Annotated in this window: 27 protein-coding genes, 1 tRNA gene and 1 pseudogene; 21 read left to right on the top strand and 8 right to left on the bottom strand. The window is 42.0% G+C overall.

The features are described from left to right. Nucleotides 1–18: 18 nt before the first annotated feature. Nucleotides 19–741: a hypothetical protein gene (locus tag L7E55_RS06105; protein WP_277443189.1), complete on the bottom strand. Its 723-nt coding sequence runs from the start codon at nucleotides 739–741 to the stop codon at nucleotides 19–21. Nucleotides 742–870: 129 nt separating this feature from the next. Between L7E55_RS06105 and L7E55_RS06100 the strand changes: the two are divergent. The 3 genes and pseudogenes from L7E55_RS06100 to L7E55_RS06090 all read left to right on the top strand — a co-directional run. After that, nucleotides 871–1,062, top strand: a pseudogene (locus L7E55_RS06100) (MazG nucleotide pyrophosphohydrolase domain-containing protein); the annotation flags it as partial. 124 nt (nucleotides 1,063–1,186) lie between these two features. Next, nucleotides 1,187–2,551 (top strand): DUF1015 domain-containing protein, encoded by a 1,365-nt coding sequence (locus tag L7E55_RS06095; RefSeq protein WP_277443188.1) that lies wholly within the window; start codon nucleotides 1,187–1,189, stop codon nucleotides 2,549–2,551. 99 nt (nucleotides 2,552–2,650) lie between these two features. Further along, a tRNA-Val gene (locus tag L7E55_RS06090) sits at nucleotides 2,651–2,725 on the top strand. A 247-nt stretch (nucleotides 2,726–2,972) separates the two neighbouring features. On the opposite strand, the gene L7E55_RS06085 is transcribed toward L7E55_RS06090, so the two are convergent. Further along, on the bottom strand, nucleotides 2,973–3,227 hold the full coding sequence (locus L7E55_RS06085; protein WP_277443187.1) for a type II toxin-antitoxin system MqsA family antitoxin: 255 nt from the start codon (nucleotides 3,225–3,227) through the stop codon (nucleotides 2,973–2,975). Continuing rightward, nucleotides 3,224–3,565 carry a DUF4258 domain-containing protein gene (locus L7E55_RS06080; RefSeq protein ID WP_277443186.1) on the bottom strand — a complete coding sequence of 114 codons (342 nt, stop codon included), beginning with the start codon at nucleotides 3,563–3,565 and terminating at the stop codon, nucleotides 3,224–3,226. Before L7E55_RS06080 ends, L7E55_RS06085 begins: the two co-directional genes overlap by 4 nt. A 596-nt stretch (nucleotides 3,566–4,161) precedes the next feature. Between L7E55_RS06080 and L7E55_RS06075 the strand changes: the two genes are divergently transcribed. Together L7E55_RS06075 and L7E55_RS06070 are read left to right on the top strand one after the other, a co-directional pair. Then, nucleotides 4,162–4,809, top strand: a complete 648-nt coding sequence (locus tag L7E55_RS06075) for a stalk domain-containing protein (RefSeq protein WP_277443185.1) — start codon at nucleotides 4,162–4,164, stop codon at nucleotides 4,807–4,809. A gap of 142 nt (nucleotides 4,810–4,951) precedes the next feature. Beyond that, nucleotides 4,952–5,725, top strand: coding sequence for a hypothetical protein (locus tag L7E55_RS06070; protein WP_277443184.1), 774 nt, complete (start codon nucleotides 4,952–4,954; stop codon nucleotides 5,723–5,725). Here the strand turns inward: L7E55_RS06070 and L7E55_RS06065 are convergent. From L7E55_RS06065 to L7E55_RS06050, 4 genes are all read right to left on the bottom strand, one after another. Continuing rightward, on the bottom strand, nucleotides 5,708–5,977 hold the full coding sequence (locus L7E55_RS06065; RefSeq protein WP_277443183.1) for a transcriptional regulator: 270 nt from the start codon (nucleotides 5,975–5,977) through the stop codon (nucleotides 5,708–5,710). The genes L7E55_RS06070 and L7E55_RS06065 overlap by 18 nt on opposite strands. An 84-nt stretch (nucleotides 5,978–6,061) precedes the next feature. Further along, on the bottom strand, nucleotides 6,062–6,454 hold the full coding sequence (locus L7E55_RS06060; RefSeq protein WP_277443182.1) for a hypothetical protein: 393 nt from the start codon (nucleotides 6,452–6,454) through the stop codon (nucleotides 6,062–6,064). A 138-nt stretch (nucleotides 6,455–6,592) separates the two neighbouring features. Further along, entirely contained in the window at nucleotides 6,593–7,414 is an 822-nt protein-coding gene (locus L7E55_RS06055; protein WP_277443181.1) for a methyl-accepting chemotaxis protein, read from the bottom strand. 110 nt (nucleotides 7,415–7,524) lie between these two features. Then, nucleotides 7,525–8,265, bottom strand: a complete 741-nt coding sequence (locus tag L7E55_RS06050) for a hypothetical protein (protein WP_277443180.1) — start codon at nucleotides 8,263–8,265, stop codon at nucleotides 7,525–7,527. A 292-nt stretch (nucleotides 8,266–8,557) separates the two neighbouring features. Between L7E55_RS06050 and L7E55_RS06045 the strand changes: the two genes are divergently transcribed. Next, entirely contained in the window at nucleotides 8,558–9,109 is a 552-nt protein-coding gene (locus L7E55_RS06045; RefSeq protein ID WP_277443179.1) for an HD-GYP domain-containing protein, read from the top strand. A gap of 24 nt (nucleotides 9,110–9,133) precedes the next feature. On the opposite strand, the gene L7E55_RS06040 is transcribed toward L7E55_RS06045, so the two are convergent. Continuing rightward, entirely contained in the window at nucleotides 9,134–9,484 is a 351-nt protein-coding gene (locus L7E55_RS06040) for a DUF5362 family protein (RefSeq protein ID WP_277443178.1), read from the bottom strand. A 229-nt stretch (nucleotides 9,485–9,713) separates the two neighbouring features. On the opposite strand from L7E55_RS06040, the gene L7E55_RS06035 reads away from it, so the two are divergent. The 15 genes from L7E55_RS06035 (at nucleotide 9,714) to L7E55_RS05965 (ending at nucleotide 23,417) form a co-directional block, all read left to right on the top strand. Continuing rightward, a complete protein-coding gene (locus tag L7E55_RS06035; protein WP_277443177.1) occupies nucleotides 9,714–10,175 on the top strand; it encodes a hypothetical protein in 462 nt (153 codons plus the stop codon). A 42-nt stretch (nucleotides 10,176–10,217) separates the two neighbouring features. Then, the gene (locus L7E55_RS06030) at nucleotides 10,218–10,682 is read left to right on the top strand and encodes a hypothetical protein (protein WP_277443176.1); all 465 of its coding nucleotides are present in this window, start codon (nucleotides 10,218–10,220) and stop codon (nucleotides 10,680–10,682) included. 27 nt (nucleotides 10,683–10,709) lie between these two features. Beyond that, nucleotides 10,710–10,832 (top strand): cyclic lactone autoinducer peptide, encoded by a 123-nt coding sequence (locus L7E55_RS06025; RefSeq protein WP_277443174.1) that lies wholly within the window; start codon nucleotides 10,710–10,712, stop codon nucleotides 10,830–10,832. A 75-nt stretch (nucleotides 10,833–10,907) separates the two neighbouring features. Beyond that, nucleotides 10,908–12,578, top strand: coding sequence for an ATP-binding protein (locus L7E55_RS06020; protein ID WP_277443173.1), 1,671 nt, complete (start codon nucleotides 10,908–10,910; stop codon nucleotides 12,576–12,578). Nucleotides 12,579–12,712: 134 nt separating this feature from the next. Beyond that, nucleotides 12,713–13,402, top strand: coding sequence for a C40 family peptidase (locus L7E55_RS06015; protein WP_277443172.1), 690 nt, complete (start codon nucleotides 12,713–12,715; stop codon nucleotides 13,400–13,402). Between the two features lie 230 nt (nucleotides 13,403–13,632). Further along, nucleotides 13,633–13,851 carry a putative Se/S carrier protein gene (locus tag L7E55_RS06010; protein WP_277443170.1) on the top strand — a complete coding sequence of 73 codons (219 nt, stop codon included), beginning with the start codon at nucleotides 13,633–13,635 and terminating at the stop codon, nucleotides 13,849–13,851. Then, nucleotides 13,838–14,995, top strand: coding sequence for an aminotransferase class V-fold PLP-dependent enzyme (locus L7E55_RS06005; RefSeq protein ID WP_277443169.1), 1,158 nt, complete (start codon nucleotides 13,838–13,840; stop codon nucleotides 14,993–14,995). The genes L7E55_RS06010 and L7E55_RS06005 overlap by 14 nt, the downstream gene beginning before the upstream one ends. A gap of 1 nt (nucleotide 14,996) precedes the next feature. Beyond that, on the top strand, nucleotides 14,997–15,590 hold the full coding sequence (gene yedF, locus L7E55_RS06000; protein ID WP_277443168.1) for a sulfurtransferase-like selenium metabolism protein YedF: 594 nt from the start codon (nucleotides 14,997–14,999) through the stop codon (nucleotides 15,588–15,590). Nucleotides 15,591–15,702: 112 nt separating this feature from the next. Further along, complete coding sequence (locus L7E55_RS05995; RefSeq protein WP_277443167.1) at nucleotides 15,703–16,686, top strand: SDR family oxidoreductase; 984 nt, start codon at nucleotides 15,703–15,705, stop codon at nucleotides 16,684–16,686. Between the two features lie 119 nt (nucleotides 16,687–16,805). After that, nucleotides 16,806–19,205 carry an O-antigen ligase family protein gene (locus L7E55_RS05990; protein WP_277443166.1) on the top strand — a complete coding sequence of 800 codons (2,400 nt, stop codon included), beginning with the start codon at nucleotides 16,806–16,808 and terminating at the stop codon, nucleotides 19,203–19,205. A gap of 21 nt (nucleotides 19,206–19,226) precedes the next feature. Then, complete coding sequence (locus L7E55_RS05985; RefSeq protein ID WP_277443165.1) at nucleotides 19,227–20,183, top strand: GDP-L-fucose synthase family protein; 957 nt, start codon at nucleotides 19,227–19,229, stop codon at nucleotides 20,181–20,183. Between the two features lie 36 nt (nucleotides 20,184–20,219). Next, the gene (locus L7E55_RS05980) at nucleotides 20,220–21,545 is read left to right on the top strand and encodes a polysaccharide pyruvyl transferase family protein (protein WP_277443164.1); all 1,326 of its coding nucleotides are present in this window, start codon (nucleotides 20,220–20,222) and stop codon (nucleotides 21,543–21,545) included. A 32-nt stretch (nucleotides 21,546–21,577) separates the two neighbouring features. After that, nucleotides 21,578–21,847, top strand: a complete 270-nt coding sequence (locus tag L7E55_RS05975; protein WP_277443163.1) for a tetratricopeptide repeat protein — start codon at nucleotides 21,578–21,580, stop codon at nucleotides 21,845–21,847. A gap of 27 nt (nucleotides 21,848–21,874) precedes the next feature. Next, a complete protein-coding gene (locus L7E55_RS05970) occupies nucleotides 21,875–22,672 on the top strand; it encodes an ABC transporter permease (protein WP_277443162.1) in 798 nt (265 codons plus the stop codon). Between the two features lies 1 nt (nucleotide 22,673). Then, nucleotides 22,674–23,417 carry an ABC transporter ATP-binding protein gene (locus L7E55_RS05965; protein WP_277443161.1) on the top strand — a complete coding sequence of 248 codons (744 nt, stop codon included), beginning with the start codon at nucleotides 22,674–22,676 and terminating at the stop codon, nucleotides 23,415–23,417. Nucleotides 23,418–23,428 lie beyond the last annotated feature (11 nt).

The raw sequence follows: 23,428 nt of genomic DNA, 5'->3' as shown, positions 1-23,428 counted from the left end.
TAACGGGCCTTGAAATATTTAGTTTACATCAGGCGGTACAATTGATATATTTTTGTCATAATCCCAAAAGCTTAAGTTGATCTCGATACCGCTTTGGGGACTATTTTTTTCCTTTGCCTGTATCAGCGCTTGTTTGATCCGGTAGTCCTCCGGACTTAACCATATCATATAAGAAAAGTCGGTTAGCCGGAGTTCAAGAAAAGGATCCATAAGGATTGGGCGGATTTCCATTTGCAGCAGTCGTTCACCGTTTACTTTTACAATACCTTTATATTTTAAGTCGGGGATATCTTTAAAGTTGAAATAAGCTAGCGGGTTCAACTCGGCATAAAAGATCTCCATGTCCGAGAGTTTGTTCCCGGGCAGGGAGACCCACCTGCCGGAAGGCTGGTCCCTGAAATACGAACTATCGCCCACTTGAATGAAATCAACTGGTGTATTCATGATGGTCCCTTTCATCTGGACCTGGTCGGGAGCCGCTCTCTCGCCTTCGACTTTGCTATAAAAATTAATATTTGCTTTGCCTGTTGTGATCAGTTTGGTTTCTGTCTGGTAACGGAAGCTCTCGCTGGCAATTGTCCTTTCCAGTCCGATCTTGAACATCTCCCGGGGAGGAGCTTTTCCGGCCCCGCGGGATTTAATGGTCATACTTGCCAAAAAGAAAATAAGCAAGATAAAGATTACCGCCAGAAATATGAAGGAAATTTTTTTATTTAATACTACCCAGCAAGGACGCCGCAAGACGCTACCTCCCGTCCTTTTGTCGTATTATTTAATATACTTTTCAATTCTGCGGATTATGACACATAGACACGCGCAATAGTGTAAATAATTTAGAAAACCCTTTTGGGAGGAATTATTATGGATATCAAATATGGGGAAAAACCTAAAAAACCGGATGAGCCAATTGGAGACCTGGCGCTTGAGCTGGCTGACATATTGTTCATCCTGATTTGCTACTCCAATTCATTGAATATTGACTTGGAGGACGCGTTTAAGCGGGTGATGGCCAAGTACCGGTACCGTGACAGTGAGCGTTGGACCAGAAAAGATAACACGTGACATATATCATTGTATTTTAATCACTATTATAATACAATTTAAAAGTATTGTATTTAGAACTTTACTATTCATGCTAAAAGCGTGGCGTTAATCCTAGTGCCAGTTTATTGAGGGGGTTCTCTTTATGGCAACGATAGTACCTTTTAAAGGTTTACGCTACAACCCGGGAAGAATTGAGGAGATGGCCAAGGTCGTCACACCGCCTTACGATGTCATTGACACTGACGCCCAGGACCGGTATTACAAACGTCACCCATATAACATTATTCGCCTGGAATACGGGAAGACCTATCCGGAAGATGACGAAGCAGACAACCGCTATACCAGGGCGGCCAGGGACTTTGACGCCTGGACTAAAGACGGCGTTTTAATAACCGAAACCGAACCGGCCCTATACCTCTATGAGCAGGAGTTTTTTGCCGGCGGGGAAAAGAAAATTCGCAGCGGCTTTATTTGCGGGGTCAAGCTAGAGCCTTACGATAAAGGTATCGTATTGCCTCATGAGGAAACCATACCTAAACACAAGGCGGACCGCCTGGACTTGATGCGTGCCTGCAGGGCTAATTTCAGCCCGATTTTCAGCTTGTACGCCGATAAAGAAAAAAAGGTGGAGCAATCTTTACGCGAAGCGGTAGCAAGGACCTTGCCGGATATAAGCTTTACCGATGAAATTGGCGAGTCGCACCGGATGTGGGTGATTACTGATCAGGCAGTAATCAGCAAGGTGCAGCAAATAATGGCCGATAAGCGGATCTTCATTGCCGACGGCCACCATCGTTACGAGACCGCTTTGAATTATAAAATGGAGAGAGAAGCGCAGCATGCGCAAAATGAGCCATATAATTATATGATGATGACTTTGGTAAACTTGTACGACCCCGGATTGGTGGTCCTGCCCACACACCGTCTGATAAAAAATGTTGATAATTTAGATATTAGACGGATTATTGAGCGGATAAAAGACAGCTTCGTCGTGGAGGAACATCGCCTGGGAGCGAACGGGAGCAGTTTGCAGGAACTCATCAAACTCATGGCTGAACGTGGACAAGTAGGCAAAGATAAAGGAAAGGCCCCCCTCACACAGGATACTCTTGCTTATCACCCACACGTTTTTGGCTTGTATGCCGGGGAAAATATATTTTACTTATTGCAGCTGAAAAACGAAAAAGAACTTTCCGAAATAATGCCTCAAGGAAAGTCTCCCGCCTGGCAGGGGCTGGACGTTTCGATACTGCACTCGCTGGTTGTTGACAGGCTTTTGGGTATTGGCGGCGAACTTATGGCAAAAGCTGAACATATAACCTATACTCGTGAAGAAGAAGTTGCCCTGTCCTTAGTGGATAGGGGAGAATGCCAGTTAGCTTTGTTCCTAAACCCCACTTTTGTGGAAGAAGTGATCAATGTGGCTAATAACGGGGAGAAAATGCCGCAAAAGAGCACTTTCTTCTATCCGAAGTTAATCACAGGTTTGGTTGTAAACCAGCTATAGTGTGCATTTGTGTAAAGGTAAGGCATGTAGTTCTATGTATTATGCGCTGTTCATCTTGCCATTCGGCCTTCTATATGTTAGAATAAAATAGTCAAATACGGGGGTGTAGCTCAGTGGGAGAGCGCTTGACTCACATTCAAGAGGCCACTGGTTCGAAACCAGTCATCCCCACCAGTAAAATCAAGGGTTTCAGGGTTTTTAAGTGTGGCCAAAATCATCTTTGCCCACACCAGATTTTGATTAAACCGGTAGCAGAGAAGCCGGTTTTTCTTTATTATCGGAGTATTTTTATACGGTAAAATATTTTCAAGTTCCTTAGCTATTTTAAAATCTGTCTCATCATTAGTGTGACCATAGGTTCTAATTGTAAAGGTTGGTTCTGTATGCCCAAGTCTTTCAGAAACAGCTTTGGCACTATCAATTAGATTACTCTTTTTTCTGTAAAGGACTTTACAGGAATATGAATGATTCTACCAGTAATAGTCTTATCACGTGCCATTTGTTCCAAGGCTTTGACGACTTTGGCGGTATAATATTTTTCACCGCACTGTCTGCATACACCGGCTGGGACGTTTTCAAAAACTACCAATTCATCGCCTGTACGATAATCAACCTGGATTTTTTTCTCCGTTACTTTACCTCCACAAAAGGAGCAGTCGGCATATTCGTGCTTCATTGGTTTGCCCTCCGTTTTCTTGTTTTCCAATCATCTTCCCAATAATCGGAACTTGGTACATACACTGTAATAATCCGGCACCAGCCGGTAGGTAAAAAACCAATCACAACATGAACCGGTCGCCCAGATATGGCATTTCCATAAATTAAGCAACTTTGCCCACGCGGATCATCCGGATATGGCTCAATTATCTCACCAGTTAGTATTGCCTTTTCTATGTCCTCAATAAGCAGATTATCGTTTCGTCTCTCCTGCTCCGCATGCTGGGAGACTTCATATCGTTCTTCCAACACAGCTTTACGTAAGATTGAGATATCCAGGAAACCTGCCCCCTTCAATCCATGTTGGTAAATCCATTATACCTTTTTAGTTTAAAGAAAGAAACGAAGATATTTCGACAGCATCTAACTGGTAATTCAATAGGCTAATTGATTCTTGTATCCTCTGTTTTTTGTAAGGAACAATTTACTATTCGCCTGTCTAATGGCGAGGGCAGTTATATCACAACAAATAAAATGTTCAACTAGAACCACCCGCTAGCAGAACAACACCACTAAATTATTAGTTCAATTTGAGAACTACTATCTTATTTAAGGAAGAAAAATGATAAATCCCCAAAAAGTAGGAGTCATTTAAATCTTTACTTGCTTGGGCATAAGCCTTAGTCACAGCGTCGAAGTTAGCCTTTTGCTTATCACTTTCTGAAACCTTGTGTGCAATCAGCTAAGAAGAAAGATATTTTTTATATATCATTATTACCTTTTAAATGATTTAGTGGGGAAATGTAGTATTGTATTAGGTATATTTTATTGTCAGGTTAGAGGCACCGGCAAAAGCCAACAACACCGCTGTATACGTTACGCCTAAGACCACCGATGCCAGGAAAATCATCCCCGTCGACGATTTTTACGTGACCCGGTCCGTGGACGTAATAATGACAAACGCCTCAGCCGGAGTAGTCACTCAGCTCGCAAAGCAGGTACGCCTGGTATTCTCTTTTAAAGACATTGATTTTAAAAGAGCCAGTAAAATGGATATAGAACAGCCGATAGGATGTTTCAGAATTGGCTATTGGGATGAATCAAACAAGAATTGGGTTGAACTGCCGTCTCAAATATTTTGGGACGGTACTAACGGTGTGGCAGAAGCAGAGACAGACTTGGGTGATGGCCGTTATGCCCTGCTGTGGTCCTATCGGGGAGACGTGCAGTTAAGCCAGATAGCTGACCAGGGGACCAGGGTAATGATTGACAATGTACCGATCAAGTTTACAGATGCTCCTTACACCAAAGATGACCGGACGATGGTCCCATTGCGAGCAATATCTAATAACCTGGGGGCGCAAGTGACATGGACCGCTTCGGAAAGCCGAATTGATTTAGTCCACAAATCCGACAATATCAAACTGTGGGTAGGTAAAAAAGAAGCTTTCAAGAGCAATCAGTCACTATCAATTGATGTCCCGCCGGAAGTTGTTAACGACAGAACCTTCGTACCCCTGCGCTTTATAGCGGAGGCGTTTGGTGCAAAAGTAAGCTGGGACGACTCGACCCAAACGGTGAAAATTTTCGGCGGTCAATAATTAGTAAGCGTAACTTAGAAACCTTCCTCTACGCGGGGAAGGTTTCTTGTTTCCAGTCCTCAACACGATGAAAGGGCAAGCCTCTATAAAAGAAGGAAATATTCCTCTACTGTTGAATTAGATAGTAGGGGAGTGTATATAAATGAATGATTTAAAAGATAATGTGCTGGATGAGTTTAAATATCGTGAAAGAGTTACAGCTTTCATTGACATACTAGGATTTCGGAAAAGAGTGAATGAGAGTTCTCATGATCATGAAAAAACGCTTCGAATTTGTTCAGCGTTAAAATTCCTAACTTATGATTATAAAAAATACAATGATTTTTGTAATAGTACTGATGAGTTTGTCAAAAGCGGCAGGAAAGTAACGGCTTTTTCGGACAGTATTGTCATATCATATCCCAAGAAAGAGGAAACGATGGTTTTTCTTTTATTGGATGTGATGTTGTTACAGGCACATTTGGCATTTCTTGGTTTCATGCTTCGTGGAGGAATTGTTTGCGGAAAGCTATTCCATAGCGGCAATATAGTTTTTGGCCCAGCTTTAGTTAAAGCTTACGAGTTAGAATCGAAGGCCGCAATTTACCCACGTATTATAATTGAAAGAAAGTATTTGGAAGACTATAATTTTGATATGCAATACTTGCACCCTAAATTATGTGAAGTTCATCCAAATCTTAAAGAAAGAAAACATCTTATCCACTTAGTGAAAAAAGATAATGATGGTTTATATTATGTGGACTTTCTCTTGGTCTGTAGAGTTGAAATTATAGAAAAACTTCTAATTTCATGTGATGAAATGCTTAATAGTACTGAAGAACCAAATGAAATTAGCAAGATTAACTGGTTAATAAATTATGTTCGAAGTTGTGAGGAATTAGGTGAAAAAAGGATGCCTTTAAACGGCATCCTTTAAGCTGAAAAATTCATAACCCAATTTTGTCAGACTGCATATCTTGCTTTTTCCTTCGGTGCTGACGTCCACAATGCCTAGCGCGTAAAGCTGCATGACTACATGATCTAAAACGGCTCTTTTAACTTTGGCGGTGAGTGATAAATCCTCCTTATTCATTGGACCGCTGTCTTCCAAGGATTTGATTACTCTTTCCGCTTCTTCCGGCAAGCGCTTTTGCACTGTTTGAAAGTATTCAGCAAGTGATGGAAACATAATAATATTTAATCCTTTCTAAGTAATTTATTAATATTATTGTCATTTGCTCAACCAATTAAACATGAGGTACACTATGATTTGTTATACTTCTCCGCCCTTTTGTTTTATTATTTCCACAGCTTTATTTACATGCTTATCGCTTGTCACCACCGTAACTAAAAAAGCCCGCCCGCCGGCCACTCCATAATCGGCGCACCCGTAACCGCTGGAAGAAGGATCCGCGCCCAATAATATCCTACCATTATCGTTCAGATTCTCACTGTCGCCACTTGAGAATAAAGTAAGCCCGGTTAAACTTAGAGCATTATTTACAGGATTATTGAATTCCCTGTTAAGCTCCTCTCCGTAACGGGATACACGGTCTAACCGGACCTCTTTCATTCCGGCGTTCCTTAACGCATTTACAGCTTTCTGAGCTTGATTATCCGAAGAGAAATAAGAAAGAATAGATCTTTCGCCTGGCGACAATTGCATAAATAACAATCCCCCTTAATTTTTTCTTATTGTCACCGGGTTTATTAAAAACATACCCTTCCCATATATTAAAATAAAAGAAGCTACCACTCAAAAAAGCAGCTCCTTTTCGCAAAAATCTATTTGCATTATTCAGTTTTATTTAATCCTGGCAACTTCTTCAAGTTTTTCAGCCGAGTTGGCCAGTTCATGCATAGCCGCGGAAATCTCCTGGGTGGCAGCTGCCTGTTCCTCGCTAAAAGCGGCTGTGTTAATTACTTTTTCGATCATTAGTAATGCTGTATTGTTTATCGTAGCAAGTATTTCTTTAATTTCCTTAACGGCTTGTGTATTTTTTACCGACATTTTACGGATTTCATCGGCTACCACCGAAAAACCTTTGCCGTTCTCCCCCGCTCTCGCCGCTTCTATGGCGGCGCTAAGGCCAAGTAAATTAGAAGTGTTGGCGACATCATGAATAAAACCTAAAATCGTGTCAGTTTTCTTGACCTGCTCAACCACTTCTTTTCCTAAAGTCTCAAGGATGTTTTGAATGTCAGCCAGCTGTTGAGCGGATGAGGCAAGTCCCTTTATGGTAGCTGAAGTTTGTTGTGTTGAAGAAGCGACTACTTGGGCAATATCCATTACTGCCCCCTGGCTTTTTAAACTAAGGCCGAGGGCTAGGCCGCCAACTACATTGCCACTTTTCTCTCTCAAGGGTAGGCTCCTGGATTTAAAGGGTACGCCATAAACTTCCTTAGGTAACACCGCGTCAATGATCTTTTCCGTTTTAATGGCTTTGTACATACCGCCGCCCTCGGGGATTGGTTTTCCTGCCAAGTTGCCCAAGTTTATTTCTTGACCGGGTAGATAATAGATATATTTCTCCCTGTCCGTTATTCCAATTGTACAATCAACAGGAATCATATCTTGGATTAACGGGGCAATTTTAATCAATGAGTCCAAAATGTCTTGCGCCATGAAAATACCCCCCAAGTTTTTCTGTTTTTGCAATAGTTCTAACTGATTTCTATAAAAAGCAAGGGATACCTTTAGAAATTGATAAATATATTTGAATTTTTTAAAAAAGTTTAATTATCATAAAATTCTATTTTGTTATTATTCGCGTCAAATATTCCGGTTAAAAAAACGGTGCAAGATAATGCTTGGGAGCCTTTATGGCTAATACCATAAACTCTCTTCACCAAGCCCATTCCTTCAACGTACCAATCCTCACCTTTACTGACGGACGGTATATTGCACCATTCGGAGTAAAAAGACTGCTGTTTTGCAGCGCACTCTTTCTCCCATAGTATATTTGCCGCCTGAACATCATGCCCGAGGATATTTATTCTTTCCAGCCCATTGTATTTGTAAGTGCATTTATACTCAGATATGTTATTATAGCTGTCTATGGTTATATACCGGCTTAGCCAAGTACCTCCAGGTGTTTGCTCCTGAAAAACCAAGTCGCTTCCTTCAATATTTTTTTCGACAATGACTTCACTTTCCGGTATTTCGAAGCCGCTTTCCAAACCCATTAAAGTATCTTTATTTAGTTGATATATTGAATAGCTTCGAGATCCATCTTTATTATAAAAAATTTGCTTGTATGCTCCCGGCGCTGATTCTTCCCAGGTGGTTACATAATCATATTTATCGTTGTTATTTAATAACGACGTGTAGCTGAATCTGTAGCCTGTGTGAGGAATGAAATAATTTATTGTTAATTTATCTGCGTCATTCGCCAATGCATTATTGATAGAACTGATGAAAAGTAAATGTATTATGATAATACAGGATAATATACAAAATGCGCTGCGAAATTTCATTGAGAAATCCCTCCCAAATTAGTCAGTGCGATAACTACGGATTAACCTCCTGGTCGGGGATCGTCTGTAATTAATTACCATAAATGTAATTATATCAAAAAAGTAAGGAAGCATATAGTGCTTCCTTACTTTTACCTTTCACTTATGTCCACCCTGGAATGGGTTGGTAACTATAGGTATATTTTGATATCTTGATGAATTGCGAAAAAAATTGGTATTATTCTAATTTATTCTCAAAAGAAAGGAGGTAAAACCTGTAAAATGTCGAATAATACCGAAGGGAGATGATTCAATGGACGTGGTTGATATCGCCAAGAAAACTCTTCTTATTTATCCACTGGTTGAGGGTCATTGCAGAAGGGTTGCCAACCTGACATATGCGGTTACTTCGCTTCTGCATATGTCTAATCACAAAAAAATAACATTGGCGGCTTACCTGCATGATCTAGGAAAAACCACATGGCCGCCTGAACTATTAACTAAATTTCCAATAGAACCTTCTGATTGGGCGGTGATTACTGCTCATCCCATCGCTTCTTTAAATATACTTGATGAAATATGGCCAAAATCGCCGGAATTTATAAATGCCTTGGTTCGTGGTCATCATGAGCGGCCAGGAGGCGGCGGTTATCCCGACGGTCTGCAAGAACCGGCTTTAGAGATGTTGATAATTGGAGCTTGTGACGTCTATGACGCGATAATTAATAGGCATGAATTCATCCCCGGCGAAGCTTTATCTTCCGAATTTGCATTATCACAAGTGGAACAATTTGCGCCAGTTCAAATAATGGATGCGTTAACAAAAGTGATACAGAAAAATACATCCACAATGCCAAGTGCGTAAAGCTGCATGACCACATGGTCGAATTTAAAAAATGTGTCTAAAGGCAAAACCCGCGAAAACACCCGTCAGCATACCAAGAATCATAAACGCCAGGGATATGATTATTAAAATTCCTTGTATTTTAAAATAAGTGTTTAGATTCATAAAAAGCATATTCAATTTTGTTTCATCCTGTTCGCCGGCCAAAAGTTCATCAGCGTATAGCTTTGTGTTGCGCAACTTTATGCCAAGTATTATCGCTATAATTCCAGGAATCGCGCCAATAATGAACGCGAAAAGACCTCCAATCGCTGATATCGCACCGAAAATAATTGTCATGATACCGACAAAACCGGCCCATTTGCTTAACTCCTTCAAATTCTCCTTGTCAACCAAGCGAAACCACCTCCATTTTTTTATATATATCTATTCTCCAGCCTGATTTAAAGACTTAAAAAATATTGCAATTCTTGAAAAAAGACCACCTATTAGAAGCGTTCCAGGAGCCTAAAATAATATTTTGTCGAAAAAAGTTGGAATATTGTAGAAATTTAATCAATTAATTGGCAGGTTTTTGATAACATTTGTAGAAGTATCCCAAAAAAATAATGACGAGAGAAAATAAATGGAAAAGATTCTGCTGTTTTTTATGCAAGGCATCCCTGAAATAACGGGTGTAGTGGCGTTTGGTTTGGCCCTGGTCAGGGTGCCGCTTCGCTGGAGGATCGTCACGGCGACCGGTACGGTGCTGACCATAATAATTTATGTGATTAGATCCGTGCAAATAACTTTTGGTATTCATATGGTTATGGTAATTTTGCTCTTAGCTGTATTTATCATTAAAACCACCCGGATTACAGCAATGAATAGTTTTTTTGCCGCTATTGCGAGTTTTACCACTCTGGCGACATTGGAATTTGTAATTATTAAATTGTTTCTTCTTATCACAAAACTCGATCAACAAGTTTTCGTATCAAATGAATTGTTGTGGAAATTGGTCGGCCTGCCGCAGGCTATACTGATGATTTTATTTGCATTGATAATTTCAAAGTATAAAGCACCCGACAGAGACGCGTGGAGAATATGAGTTGATTTCTCTAAAATTATAAAAGTTGGAGTGGACTGACAGATGGAAAAGACACTGTTGTTTTTTATGCAAGGTATCCCTGAAATTATGGGTACTGTGGCTTTTGGTTTGGCTTTGGCCGGGGTGCCGCTTCGCTGGAGAATCATAGCGGTGGCCGGCACGGCACTGACTATAATAATTTTTATAATAAGATCTCTACCTCTAAATTCTTTTGGTCTTCATTCAGTTGCTGCTACATTATTATTGGCCCTTTTTATTATAAAAGCCACCAGGACTACACAGTTAAATAGTTTTATTGCCGCCTTTGCGAGTTTTACTACCTTGGCGATATTGGAATTGGTGATAAATAAATCATTTTTTTTGATCACAAAACTAGATCAACAGGTATTCTTGTCAGATTACTTATTATGGAAATTAATTACTCTACCGCAGGCCATTCTAATGATTTTATTCGCCGTAATAATTTCAAAATTTAAAAAACCTGATAAAGACGCGTGGGAAATATAGACTAGGCATGGAAGGGGGTGAAATGTTATGAAACACAAATTATTTGCATTTGCGGTCACAGTGTTGCTGCTGCTCGCGAGTATAACATCAGCGTCTGCTTGTGGTATAGGGTCTTACCAACCAGAGGTGCCTGAGTCGCTAAGAAGGTAGCCAAAAGGTAAGGAGGTGGTTTTCCCCGCCTCCTTATACATTTTAACGCGTAACATCAGGAGGTGATATATTGAAATGGCAGGAGTAATGAAAGAAAGTCAAAAAGAATCAATTAATCATTTGTCAATCATGCATATTTTTTGTATCATTGTCGCATTGTTGGGCGTATTGCTTTATGGTAATAATATCAACCCTTATAATACGGGCAGTATTTGCTTTTACATGTCATTGAATTTAATATGGTTAATTATCCTGTTATACAAGTTGGAAAAACATTTAGTGCAAAAGGATGGGAAATATTTATCATTATTTAATATTATATATATAAGTTTTCCGCTGCTAATAGCGATAACTACTTTGTTTATCGAGAAAGAAAATATTTTTTACTTAAAAGTAGTGTTTATCCTCCCGGTCTTATTCGCCGCCTCAGTTATGGGCAAAACGGCTGGCATAGTGATGTCCACTGTTTGTTCCTTTTTCATAGTTGTTTATGAAATGATTGCCAAAGGTATGTATTTCTTTCAGGCTTTTGAATCAAGTTTAATCATGATCAGTATTATGTACATAGTCGGCTGGTTTGTCGGCGTGCTAATAGATAATAATGTGCAGTACCAGGAGCAGTTAAAAGAGAACATATTATCTCTCAATGAAGAGATTGAACATAGGAAACAGACGGAGCGGCAAAATCAGAAATTGTCCAGTGTCGTCGAGCAAAGTCCAAATATCATTATGATTTTAGATACAGAAGGCAAAATCGAGTATGTCAATCCGAGATTTACTGAAATAACTGGTTATCCATATGATAACGCCATCGGAAAAGAGTTGAAACCCGGCGGGCTTGCTTCTGATGAATTCGAAAAATTTTGGGAGGTAATTCAATCGGGCGGTGTATGGCAGGGTGAATTCTGCAACAAGAAGAAAAACGGTGATGATTACTGGGAATTTGCCACCATTTCGCCTTTTAGAAACCCCGATGGCGCAATCACTAATTTTATTAAAATCGCGGAAGACATCACCGAACGTAAAAAAGTTGAAAAGGAAATGGAGCGGCTGGAGCGGATGCACCTGGTTGGAGAAATGGCCGCCGGTATCGGCCACGAAATAAGAAACCCGATGACCACGGTGCGCGGTTTCTTACAAATGCTTCAAAGAAAAGATGAGTATATTAAACATAGGGGATACTTTAATCTGATGGTCGAAGAACTGGATAGAGCGAATTCGATAATAACGGAGTACCTTTCCCTGGCCAGAAACAGGGTGGTGAATTTCAAAATGCAGAATCTTAATTCAATAGTGGAAGCTTTATCACCTTTAATCCTGGCTGATGCGATAAACTTCGATAAAAATATAAAATTTGAGCTTGGAGATATTTCAGATTTATTCCTGGATGAAAGGGAAATGCGCCAGCTTATTTTAAACCTTGTTAGAAATGGGCTGGAAGCGATGTCACCCGGCGGGAACTTGACCGTCGGGACATTTATGGACGGTGATGAGGTGGTTTTATCGGTGCAGGATCAAGGCCCGGGCATCGAACCCGATGTGCTTGATAAAATCGGTGATCCTTTCTTTACTACCAAAGAAAACGGGACAGGCCTGGGGCTGTCCGTGTGTTACAGCATCGTGGCCAGGCACAACGCAGCTATCAATGTAAAAACCGGCCCAACGGGAACTACTTTTTTTGTGGCATTTAAGCCGGGTTGCGATAACGAAACAGAGTTGGAGCCGGACATGAACACAGCGAATTAGATTCTTGATATAGATAAAATTTTCTTGAAATTTAAAAAGGATTTTTGAAATTTGTGTCGAATTTTTTTGGTAAAAGTTGCGTGAAATGTTCCACCTGAACTATAACGGGAAATATTTATCAACGAGGTGATGCAGTGTCTAAGAGAAAGCTGTCGATATCCTTAAGTATTTTTTTGCTTGTTACATTTCTCACAGCCACAGCGGTGTACGCGGGACAGGCTTTGAAAGAAGGCGCGTCCGGGAACGATGTCTTGAAGGTTCAAACGAAATTGCAATCGTATGGCTATTACGACAGCGCGCTGGATGGAGATTTCGGCCCTGCCACATTAAACGCGGTTATAAGATTTCAAGCGGATTGCGGGTTGACGGTTGACGGTATTGTTGGACCAGAAACAATACAGGCTTTGGAGCGGTTCAATCCTGCGACTTTTACTCCAAGCCGCGGGGCGGCAGGTGATAGAAAAGGACAGACCATAGTATCTTATGCGGAACAATTTTTGGGCACGCCCTATGTTTGGGCGGGTGGTTCGCCAAGGGGCTTCGACTGCTCGGGATTTACCAGTTATGTCTTTGGCCATTTCGGCATTGACCTGCCTCACGCGGCCGACGAGCAGTTTGATGAAGGTTATCGGGTTAGCCAGCCGAGAGCGGGGGATTTGGTTTTCTTCAGCACCTATGAGAGCGGCCCGTCGCATGTGGGCATTTATATCGGCGACAACCAGTTCATTCACGGCAGTTCCGGCGCCGGCGAGGTTTGTATAACTTCATTGTCCACCCCTTATTATCGTGAAAGGTATTTAGGCGCTCGCCGGGTAATTAGTTAACTAACAAGTATTCAGGAGTCAGGAGTCAGAATAATTCGAGACGAGTAAACTTCGGTATAAATCCGCTTCCTAATTTAAAAGGAGGCGGATTTATAGTTTATACGATAAATTACTTATAAATTTATTTTATCGATTGCTAAATCAGCATAAAATAAATCTATTTAAATCATAAAGCAGTTGTATGGTAAGATAGTAAGGGTTAGTGAGATGACAGGAAGAAGGAAAATGCCTTGCCGCAAGCGGTAGTGATTGTATTTAAGTCAACCCATGATGTGATCAAAGCGAAAAGTGAACTCGAGAAAGCTTGTATTCCGCATGAATTGATTCCCACTCCCAAAGAAATTTCTTCCGAGTGCGGGATGTCGCTGCGAGTAGAAGAACCATTGCTAGGCAGGGCGCTTGAATTATTTCAATCAACGGGGGTGCGGTACCGGGATGATTTACTTTGATAACGCCGCCACCAGTTTTCCCAAGCCCGAAGCGGTGATTGAGGCCATGGCGGACTATTTTTTCAACATCGGCGGGAGCACCGGCAGGAGCGGCCACAGGCTGGCGATAAAGGCCAGCGAGCTGGTCTTCAATACCCGCGAACTGCTGGCGCGGCTTTTTCAGATCAAAGACAGCGCCCGGATCATCTTCACTAAAAACGTCACCGAAGGCCTCAACATAGCCATAAACGGTTTTTTGGAAAAGGGGGACCAGGTTGTCACCACCTCCATGGAGCATAACAGCGTGATGCGCCCGCTCCGTTACCTGGAGCAGCGCGGGCAAATAAAAATATTTACCGTCCGGGCAAACAGGGAAGGTCTGGTGGACCCGGCAGCCTTCGCGGATATTCTCAAAAAAGAAAAAATCAAACTGGTCGTGGTAAACCACGCCTCCAACGTGACCGGCTCCATAGCCCCCGTTGCTACTATTTCTGAAATAGCTCACAGGTATGGGAGCCGCATACTGGTGGACGCGGCTCAAACAGCGGGCGCCTATCCGGTTGACGCGGCGTCCGGCGACATCGACATGCTGGCCTTTACCGGCCACAAGTCCCTCCTGGGCCCGCAAGGCACAGGCGGGTTGTACGTGCGGGAAGGGATCGAGCTTTCACCCATTGTCAGGGGCGGCACCGGCAGTAATTCCGAAAGAGAAATCCAGCCCGATTTTTTACCGGACCAGTTTGAGTCCGGCACCCTGAACATTATCGGCCTCGCCGGCCTGGGCGCCGGCGTGCAGTATGTTTTAGAAAAAGGCGTGTCAAATATCAGGCGAGAGGAAATGAAGTTAACCGGGATGTTTATCAAAGAAGCGGGGAAAATTGAAGGTGTGGAACTGTACGGGCCTGGCGACATGGACAAAAGAGTGTCGGTTGTCAGCTTCAACATTTCCCGTTGCGCGCCGTCAACGGTAGCGTACCTGCTGGACAAGCGTTTTGACATCGCCTGCAGGTCCGGCTTGCACTGCGCGCCCGCGGCGCATAACACAATTGGAACCCACCCGCGGGGAACCGTCCGGTTCGCTTTTGGCTGCTTCAATAACGCCGCCGAGGTTGCAAAAGGATTAACAGCCCTGGCTGAAATTTCCCGTAAGGAGATGGTAAACTAAAATGAAAATAATCGACGCGAGAGGCTTGGCCTGCCCGGAACCGGTGCTGCTGACCAAAAAGGCGGTTGACGCCGGTGAAAAAGAGTTCGCGGTGCTGGTGGACGACGAGATCCCAAAAGAAAATATCAGGAAGTTTTGTGACGGCTGCAACTGTTCCATGGTCGAGACCCCGGACGCCGGCGGCTGGAAGTTGACCATCCGCCAAAAAGAAGGCTGCGCAGCCTGTGAAGAACTTCTAGAGCCGACAAAAAAGGAATCGAATTCCAGGGTTGCTTTTTTTATTACCTGCAACAAGATCGGCATTAATGACGAACTGGGCAAAATTCTGATTGAAGGATTCATCAATACCCTGCCTTCCGCCACCAACAAGCCCCGGCTGCTCATGTTCCTGAACGAAGGCGTCCATTTGACGACGGAAGGTTCCCCCGTGCTGCAGTCGTTGGCCAAGCTCGCTGAACTGGGGGTGGAAATAAGGTCCTGCGGCACCTGCCTGGACTATTACGGCCTGAAAGACAAGCTCCGGGTGGGGACCATCACCAATATGTACGACACCGTCGAAGCGCTGACCAGCGGCGACGTGATCATAAAAATTTAACAACAGTCTCTCATATTGACATTTTTCTAATTAATTTGTTAACATAAGATTAGCTTTATGAGCAAGCCCGTCTATGAAGCGGGCATTTTTCTTTAAAGGGTGTGAAACCGTTTTGAAATCTCTTGTCACCGGAGGCGCGGGATTTATCGGCAGCCATTTGGTGGAATATCTGATCAGTAAAGATCATGAAGTGATTGTTATTGACAATTTATCGACAGGAAGGGCGCAAAACCTGGACCTGATCCGGGGAAACAAAAATAACGTGCGCTTTGTGCGAGCCGACGTCGCTTCCGGTGACATAGCGCGATATTTTGAAGGAGTGGACTACGTTTTTCATTTGGCCGCGTTGGCCGATGTCGTCCCGTCAATTCAAAATCCCCTGGAGTACCACAGGGCAAATGTGGACGGGACGGTGCGCGTTTTAGAGGCGGCCAGAACACATCATGTGAAAAAGTTTATCTACACCGCTTCGTCTTCCTGCTACGGGCTCCCCTCTTTGCTTCCGACGCCTGAAACGGCGGAGATCCGTTTGGAACATCCGTATGCGCTGACCAAACACATTGGAGAACAGTATGTGCTGCACTGGGGGAAAATTTATCATTTGCCCGTGGTATCACTGAGGTTGTTTAACGTGTACGGACCGCGCTCCGCGTCCGCCGGCTCTTACGGCGCTGTTTTTGGCGTTTTTCTGGCTCAAAAGCTTCACAATAAGCCGTTTACAGTCGTCGGAGACGGGACCCAAACCAGAGATTTCACTTATGTCACGGATGTGGCCAGGGCCTATTACGCGGCGGCTGAATCCGGTTGTTCCGGAGAAATCTTTAACGTGGGCAGTGGAAAAACATACAGCATAAACCGGCTGGTGGAGCTTTTGGGAGGGGACAAAGTTTATATTCCAAAGCGTCCGGGGGAGCCGGACTGTTCCCTGGCGGACATCTCCAAGATCATCAAATATTTGAACTGGAGACCGGCAGTGACTTTTGAACAGGGAGTTGCAACGCTTCTGGAAAATATTGATTACTGGCGGGAGGCTCCCTTATGGACAGAAGATTCTATCGCGGAAATTACGAGAGACTGGTTTCGCTATTTGGGATGAAAAGCATACCCGATTAAAAAAATGGTCGGATTGGAAGGAATTTAGTAAGGTTGTGTAGAATTCTGCTCTCATGCAATTACAACAGTATCATGAATACTGTATTAGGAGAATTGTAATAAGTGTCTAAAGTTAGCGCAAAGGGAAAAAAGAAAGCCGCGGCGGTGAAGAAAACACCGGAAAGTGACCAGTGGGAAATTATCCACGCCATAGCCTTCTGGGGGTTGGCGATCTTACTGTTCCTGCCTCCTTATTTCAGGGGACTCTTCTTCCAGCCCGAACAAGAGCGGGCCTTGATTTTTGCCGCCGTCATTTTCTGGTTAGCCTGGCTGTGGAAGTGGTCGAAGCGTGATTACAGCTTTCTTTCCCACCCGCTGGATTACTGCGTCCTGGCTTTTCCCGCAGTTTATCTTGTATCAGCCTTTCAGGCCGCCAACTACGGCCTGGCGGTGGACGAAGCGGTCAAGACCACCCTGTATTTCCTGGTTTACTGGCTGGCCTCGCGGCTGGTCAGGGATGAGCAAGATATTGTAACCATCCTGCACGTCATATATATCAGCGCCGTCGGCGTGGCGTTGGCCGGCCTGGCCACCGCCACCGGGATCGTCAACATTAAGGACGGCTTCCTGAACGGGCGGGTTTATTCCTCTTTCCAGTATCCCAACGCCCTGGCCAGCTACCTGGCGGCGGTGACGTTTATCGGTTTTTACCTCTGGCGCAGGGCCGGTGCGCCATCATCAATAAAAGGCGCCCCCGCCTGGTTGAATTTGGGCAGTTTTTATCAATATCTTTATGCCGCGGGTAACTTAGTGTTATTTGCCGTGCTTCTGGGCACCAAGTCCAACGGCGGCCTGCTGGTTTTTTCAGCCGTATTTATCCTTTTTCTAATCGGTTTGCCCAAGGGCACCAGGATACCTGTATTTATCCATTTTATTTTTGCCGGTATACCCGCTTTCCTGGCCATCTGGGGGTTCCTGGCCGCCGTGGCCGGCGGCAAAATGGGGCTGGCCTGGCTGTGGATGTTTGTAGGGCTGGCTTTGGCGTTGGCAGGGCAGGCACTATACAGCTTTGCCGAGAGAAAAGGCTTATTACAGTGGATTGCCGCTCACAGGAATGTCGTTCTGGCCGTAGCGGCGCTTGTCATTGTAGCCGGTTGCACCGGAGCCGGCGTTTACGTCAGCGGCCACAGCGACGCCGTTAAAACTCTGGCCGGGGAAATCCGTCTTCGCAATGCCACCGAGCGCATGTATTTCTTCCAGGACGCCATGAAAATGTTCAAGGAGCGGCCCATTATCGGCTGGGGCGGCGGCGGCTGGCAGGAAGCCTACCGCGCCTACCAGAGTTACCTGTACAATTCCAATCAGGTGCACGGGCATTACTTTCAGATCATGGTGGAAGCCGGCATCCTCGGCCTTTTGGCCATTCTCGGGATCTGGGCAAGTTTTCTGTTTGTCGCCCACCGGCTTTACCATGGCGCGAGAGAAAATACCGCCGGTCGTTTGTTAATCTGGACAATTACCATAGCTGCTGTTTCCATTGGATTACACGCGGTTATAGACTTTGACCTCTCCCTTTCCGCTCTCGCCATGGTCTTATGGACGATGTTCGGCTTTGCCAGAGGCATTGGGATTTATACAGGCGCCAGGACGGAAGAGAAAAAGAGCAGGACGTATGTAGCGCCTAATAATGCCGTTCTGGTTGGTGTGTCAATAATATCAATAATGTTAATTTTCTACACGGGCACATTAGCGGTCGCAGGCAATTACGCATTGCAGGCAGGACATTACTTTCAGAAGCAAAATATTAATCAAGAAGACATTAATAAAGGTGTATCTTTATTACAAAAAGCGAGTTCATATAGTTCCCTGAATGCCGAATATCACAGTAACCTCGCCCGCGTTTACGCACAACAGGGGAAGCTTGACGAAGGTATGGTTGAGGCGAAGGAAGCGGTAAAGGTGAGCAAGTACAACGCACAATGCTACGCGGACCTGGCCGGACTTTACTTAAACGGAAACAAGAATAATGAAGAAGCTGTTAATGCCGCTGAAAAAGCCCTTTCCCTGGCTCCTTTTCAGATACAGTGGTATGAGTTGCTGGCAAGAACTTATTTTGTCGTTGGATATAATGTATTTGCCGGCGGAAACCCGGAAAAGGCAAAACAGTACTTTGAAAAAGCAGTTCAAGTGCCGGCCAGGATCCAAAGTCAAATGGACAGCTTGAATGACCAGGAGAAAATGCTTTGGAAAGACGCGCCACTGTTATCACCAACTCCAGGAGTTAAACTAAATGTAGGCATTGCTCAATATATTCTAGGAATGTGGACAGAAGCCGAAGCAAACTTACAGGCAGGATTGCAGGATGAGAGAACCAAAGGAGATGCGGCGCTTTGGCTCAGCCTATTGAAAGATAAACAGGGCAAGGCGCAGGAGGCAAATGACCTTTTGCAGCAGGCTAAGCAATCCGCGCCGCAGTTGGCACAAAGTTATGAGGGATTAAGGAATCTGATAGTAAAGAATTAATTGTAATACCTGGAGGGAAATATGGTTAAATTTAAACATATTGTTGTTACAGGTTCATCAGGGTTTTTAGGCAGACATCTGATCCCGATATTGCATGAACGTTATGGTAAAGAGCGAGTAACAGGGCTTAGCAGTAAAGATTATGACCTTATGGATCCAGTACAGGTTCGTAAGATGTTTGATGAATTGCAACCGGATGTAGTAGTTCATCTAGCTGCGTATTCCGGTGGGATTGGTGTAAACAGGGATTACCCTGCTGATTTTTACTACCGGAACACGTTGTTAACCGCATTGGTTTTTGACGAAGCCGCAAAACATAAAGTTAAGAAACTCATCTACACAATGGGTGGGTGTAGTTACCCTGCAAACGCAACCTCACCGATTGACGAGGGGCAAATGTGGAATGGTTTCCCACAGCTTGAGAGTGCTGGTTATTCTGTTGCAAAAAAGTTAGGCATAGTGGCTAGTCAGTCTTACCGCAAGCAGTACGGTTTAAATTCCGTGGTACTTATTCCGGGTAATATGTATGGAGAATATGATAATTTTCGAAATAACGAATCGCATGTTGTACCAGCCATGATCCGCAAATACTATGAAGCAAAAAGAGATAACTTGGAGCAAGTAGTAATGTGGGGTACAGGCTCGCCGAAACGGGATTTTGTTTACGCTGGTGACGTTGCTGCACTTATACCCAGGTTTATTGAAGAATACGATTCAAGCAATCCAGTGAACATTTCAACAGGTACGGAAATTTCTATTCATGAATTAGCAGAGATGATTAAAGGATTAATAGGGTTTGAAGGACAAATAGTTTGGGACGCGACGAAACCCGATGGTCAAATGGTAAAAATATTTGATGTTAAGAAGTTAAGTAGTTTGGGTATGAGTTGTCTTACCGAGCTAAAAAGTGGAATTGATAAGACTATTAGATGGTTTGTAAAAAATTACGAAACAAAAAGTGATGGTATTAGACTTTAAGTCCTATAGTATTTCTATTAAATAGCCAGGTGATTTATGATGGGGAAAAAAGTGGTAATAGCTGGTTATTACGGTTTTAATAATATTGGCGACGAAGCAGTATTAAATTCCATGCTTAACGATATGAGATTTTTTGATCCTAATATTGATTTTGTTGTATTATCAGACAAGCCGGAACATACAGAAAGTAGCTATAAAGTAAGATCAGTATCATGGAGGGAACTTGATAAGGTAATTCAGGTTATTGAGAATTGTGATTTATTAATTATCGGAGGAGGGGGGCTATTTAATTCGTATTTAGAATATGACGGTAATCAAATGCTGTCGTATAATAATTCCTTGTTTAGTGTTTTTATTTTTAGTTTGCCTCTTCTTGCAGCTTTATTAGATAAGCCATGTATGATATATGCAATTGGTGCTAGTAATTTTAATTCTAGTGAGGCCATAGCTCATGCACGCATGGCAATTGAGTTGGCTGATATATGTACCGTTAGGGATCCTGTCTCTGTATCCGTTCTTAGAAATATTGGTTGTTGTGTAGATAAGGTCAGAGTTACTGCAGACCCAGCATTTAGGTTGCAGAATGTAAGTAGTGAACGAGTTAAAAAAATATTCTTTCAGGAAGACATTCCCTATGGTTATTCTGTTCTTGGAGTTGTTTTACGCAATTGGGATTTTTATGGTGATCCATTAAGAACTGAACATGAGATTTCTAAAGCTCTTAAAAGATTTTCTAATAGTTTTAAAGGTATAATCCTATTTATCCCATTTGATACTAATACAGCTCTTGGTGATTTAAGTAATGATAAAACTATTATTGCGCGAATGAAAACGTATATTGATTCTAATATGGTTTTTTCACTAGAAGGTGATTATACTCCATCTGAGATTTCCTCTATAATTGCAAATTGTGATCTGGTGCTAGGTATGCGATTGCATTCATGTATTTTTTCAATAAAGAATTATGTTCCTGTCATTGGCCTTGTCTATGATCAAAAAGTTAAAAATATTATGGATATGGCGGGGATGAAAGATTTTTTAATAGATATAAAAAATATAAATGCAGACAATGTGTATTATTTATTGCAAAATCTATATAATAAGCGTAAAGAGGTAAGCAATTATTTATTACATACTACAGATAATTTAAAGAAAAGTGCTTTAGAAAATGCTAAGCTGGCGCTGGAAATTGTTAATGGGCGAAAAGACATAAAAAGCAATACTTTTTCAAGTACTCAATATATAAAAAAAATTGCACTTAAGCAAACAAAAAATTTAATTGAAATTGAAAAAAAGTTGATAAACTCAATAAAACAATATTGGCATATAATAATGCTATCCGGAAACTTATTAATGAATTAAAATATGAAGAATGCCTTTATATACTTGATAGTTTGCTGGAATTTAAAAATGATGAGCCAGAATGGAATTACTTGAAAGCATTTTGCTTGCAAAACTTAAAAAAAGAATATAATAAAGTACTCGAATGCTATAGTTTAGCTCTTGAATATGGTTTTGATGAGTTTTGGGTGCGTTATAATCGTGGTATTTTATTATGTGAACTAGGATATATGGATATGGCTCAGAGAGACCTAAATAAAGCCAAAGACCTAAATCCAGATCATCCTGATCTTGAAGATGCGTTAAAGTTATTAGAAAAATAAATATTACTTTATATTTAAATGGATAAAATGATTAAATCAAAAAGAAGTATATATAATAACATAATTCGTTCCAAGGATCTCTTATTTGCCCTGGCGATGCGAGATGTAAAGGCACGTTACCAATTAACTATATTAGGATTGTATTGGGCAATAATAAATCCATTGGTAATGGCCCTAATAATGGGGTTTGTTTTTGAAAATGTTTTCAGGGCATCAGGAATTGAAGGTATTCCCTATATCGTTTTTCTTTTTACAGCGTTGACTTTTTGGAATTTGTTTTCCAATTCTGTTGGATCTGCATCAACTAGTTTAACTGGACAAGCTAGTCTACTATCAAAACAGTATTTCCCCAGGATAATCATACCTACAGCTACTGTCTTAGCGAGATTGGTAGATCTGTGCTTTTCAATGGTTCCAGTTGCTTTATTACTATATATATATAAAGTGAATATTAATATTAACGCATGGATGCTACTTCTTATATTAATAATACATATTATTTTCACATTGGGTTTTTCCTACCTCGTTTCAGCTTTAAATGTATTATATCGTGACGTTAGCCAAGTGACAGGCTTATTATTAATGCTTTGGATGTATTTGTCGCCAATATTTTATAGCATATCTCAGGTGCCTGAAGAATTTAGGATATATTTTAAGTATAACGCTATAGGACAGATTGTCGACATGGAGCGTAATTTACTCTTAACCGGCCAAGCGCCCAGTGGAAGTGATATTTTATCTGCAATGATAATCTCCCTTGGGGTTTTTATTTTTGGCTACATTGTATTCAAGAAAATTGAACCTTTGATCGCGGAGGTATTATAGTTTGCTTCTTGATGTTGTAAATGTTAGTAAGAAATTTATACTTCATGAATGTAGGGGGGATAGATTTTCAAATCTTATCACTTCCATAATTCAAGCAAAGAAATTTAAAAAGGATAGGCAATTTTGGGCGTTGAAAGACGTAAATATTACTCTCGAACAAGGGAAAAGCCTTGGTATTATAGGTAAGAACGGGTCAGGAAAAAGCACCCTGCTAAAAATAATTAACGGAACAATGTTACCAACTACCGGTTTTATTAATATAAACGGGACAAAATCAGCATTAATCGAATTAGGTGCCGGATTTAATCCTGATTTTCCCGGGCGCGATAATGTATTTTTAAGCGGTATGATCATGGGAATGTCAAAAAAAGAGATAAATCAAAGATTCGATGAAATAATTGATTTTGCGGAAATAAAGGAATTTATAGATATTCCAGTGAAGTATTATTCGTCTGGTATGCAGGCCAGGCTAGGTTTTTCTGTGGCAATAGCGGTTAAGCCTGATATGTTAATTGTAGATGAAGTGTTAGCAGTGGGTGACGCAAATTTTAAAGAAAAATGCAAGAATAAAATTGCTAAACTTCAAAAAGAAGGGGTAAGTATTTTATTTGTTTCCCATGATATTTCCGAGGTGAGCAATATTTGTCAAGAAGCGGTATGGCTAGAAAAAGGAGAGATTATGCAATACGGCCCAACTGATGAAGTAGTAAGAGCCTATAAAGAATTTATAAACCAGTCGGCTTAAGGTGGTTAAAT

The sequence above is a fragment of the Pelotomaculum isophthalicicum JI genome (assembly GCF_029478095.1).
Lineage (GTDB): Bacteria > Bacillota > Desulfotomaculia > Desulfotomaculales > Pelotomaculaceae > Pelotomaculum_D > Pelotomaculum_D isophthalicicum.
The sequence above is the reverse complement of the archived record's forward strand: the minus strand, read 5'-3'. Positions and strand labels throughout refer to the sequence as shown.

Excerpts from the sequence above, each read along its gene's own strand:
- L7E55_RS06060 (WP_277443182.1), bottom strand. The coding sequence starts at position 6,454 with ATGCAATTGTCGCCAGGCGAAAGATCTATTCTTTCTTATTTCTCTTCG.
- L7E55_RS06005 (WP_277443169.1), top strand. The coding sequence starts at position 13,838 with ATGATTTACTTTGATAACGCCGCCACCAGTTTTCCCAAGCCCGAAGCG.
- L7E55_RS06070 (WP_277443184.1), top strand. The coding sequence starts at position 4,952 with ATGAATGATTTAAAAGATAATGTGCTGGATGAGTTTAAATATCGTGAA.
- L7E55_RS06075 (WP_277443185.1), top strand. The coding sequence starts at position 4,162 with ATGACAAACGCCTCAGCCGGAGTAGTCACTCAGCTCGCAAAGCAGGTA.
- L7E55_RS06050 (WP_277443180.1), bottom strand. The coding sequence starts at position 8,265 with ATGAAATTTCGCAGCGCATTTTGTATATTATCCTGTATTATCATAATA.
- L7E55_RS06045 (WP_277443179.1), top strand. The coding sequence starts at position 8,558 with ATGGACGTGGTTGATATCGCCAAGAAAACTCTTCTTATTTATCCACTG.
- L7E55_RS05970 (WP_277443162.1), top strand. The coding sequence starts at position 21,875 with ATGATTAAATCAAAAAGAAGTATATATAATAACATAATTCGTTCCAAG.
- L7E55_RS06085 (WP_277443187.1), bottom strand. The coding sequence starts at position 3,227 with ATGAAGCACGAATATGCCGACTGCTCCTTTTGTGGAGGTAAAGTAACG.
- L7E55_RS06035 (WP_277443177.1), top strand. The coding sequence starts at position 9,714 with ATGGAAAAGATTCTGCTGTTTTTTATGCAAGGCATCCCTGAAATAACG.
- L7E55_RS06030 (WP_277443176.1), top strand. The coding sequence starts at position 10,218 with ATGGAAAAGACACTGTTGTTTTTTATGCAAGGTATCCCTGAAATTATG.
- L7E55_RS06095 (WP_277443188.1), top strand. The coding sequence starts at position 1,187 with ATGGCAACGATAGTACCTTTTAAAGGTTTACGCTACAACCCGGGAAGA.
- L7E55_RS06065 (WP_277443183.1), bottom strand. The coding sequence starts at position 5,977 with ATGTTTCCATCACTTGCTGAATACTTTCAAACAGTGCAAAAGCGCTTG.
- L7E55_RS06055 (WP_277443181.1), bottom strand. The coding sequence starts at position 7,414 with ATGGCGCAAGACATTTTGGACTCATTGATTAAAATTGCCCCGTTAATC.
- L7E55_RS05980 (WP_277443164.1), top strand. The coding sequence starts at position 20,220 with ATGATGGGGAAAAAAGTGGTAATAGCTGGTTATTACGGTTTTAATAAT.
- yedF (WP_277443168.1), top strand. The coding sequence starts at position 14,997 with ATGAAAATAATCGACGCGAGAGGCTTGGCCTGCCCGGAACCGGTGCTG.
- L7E55_RS06025 (WP_277443174.1), top strand. The coding sequence starts at position 10,710 with ATGAAACACAAATTATTTGCATTTGCGGTCACAGTGTTGCTGCTGCTC.
- L7E55_RS05985 (WP_277443165.1), top strand. The coding sequence starts at position 19,227 with ATGGTTAAATTTAAACATATTGTTGTTACAGGTTCATCAGGGTTTTTA.
- L7E55_RS06020 (WP_277443173.1), top strand. The coding sequence starts at position 10,908 with ATGGCAGGAGTAATGAAAGAAAGTCAAAAAGAATCAATTAATCATTTG.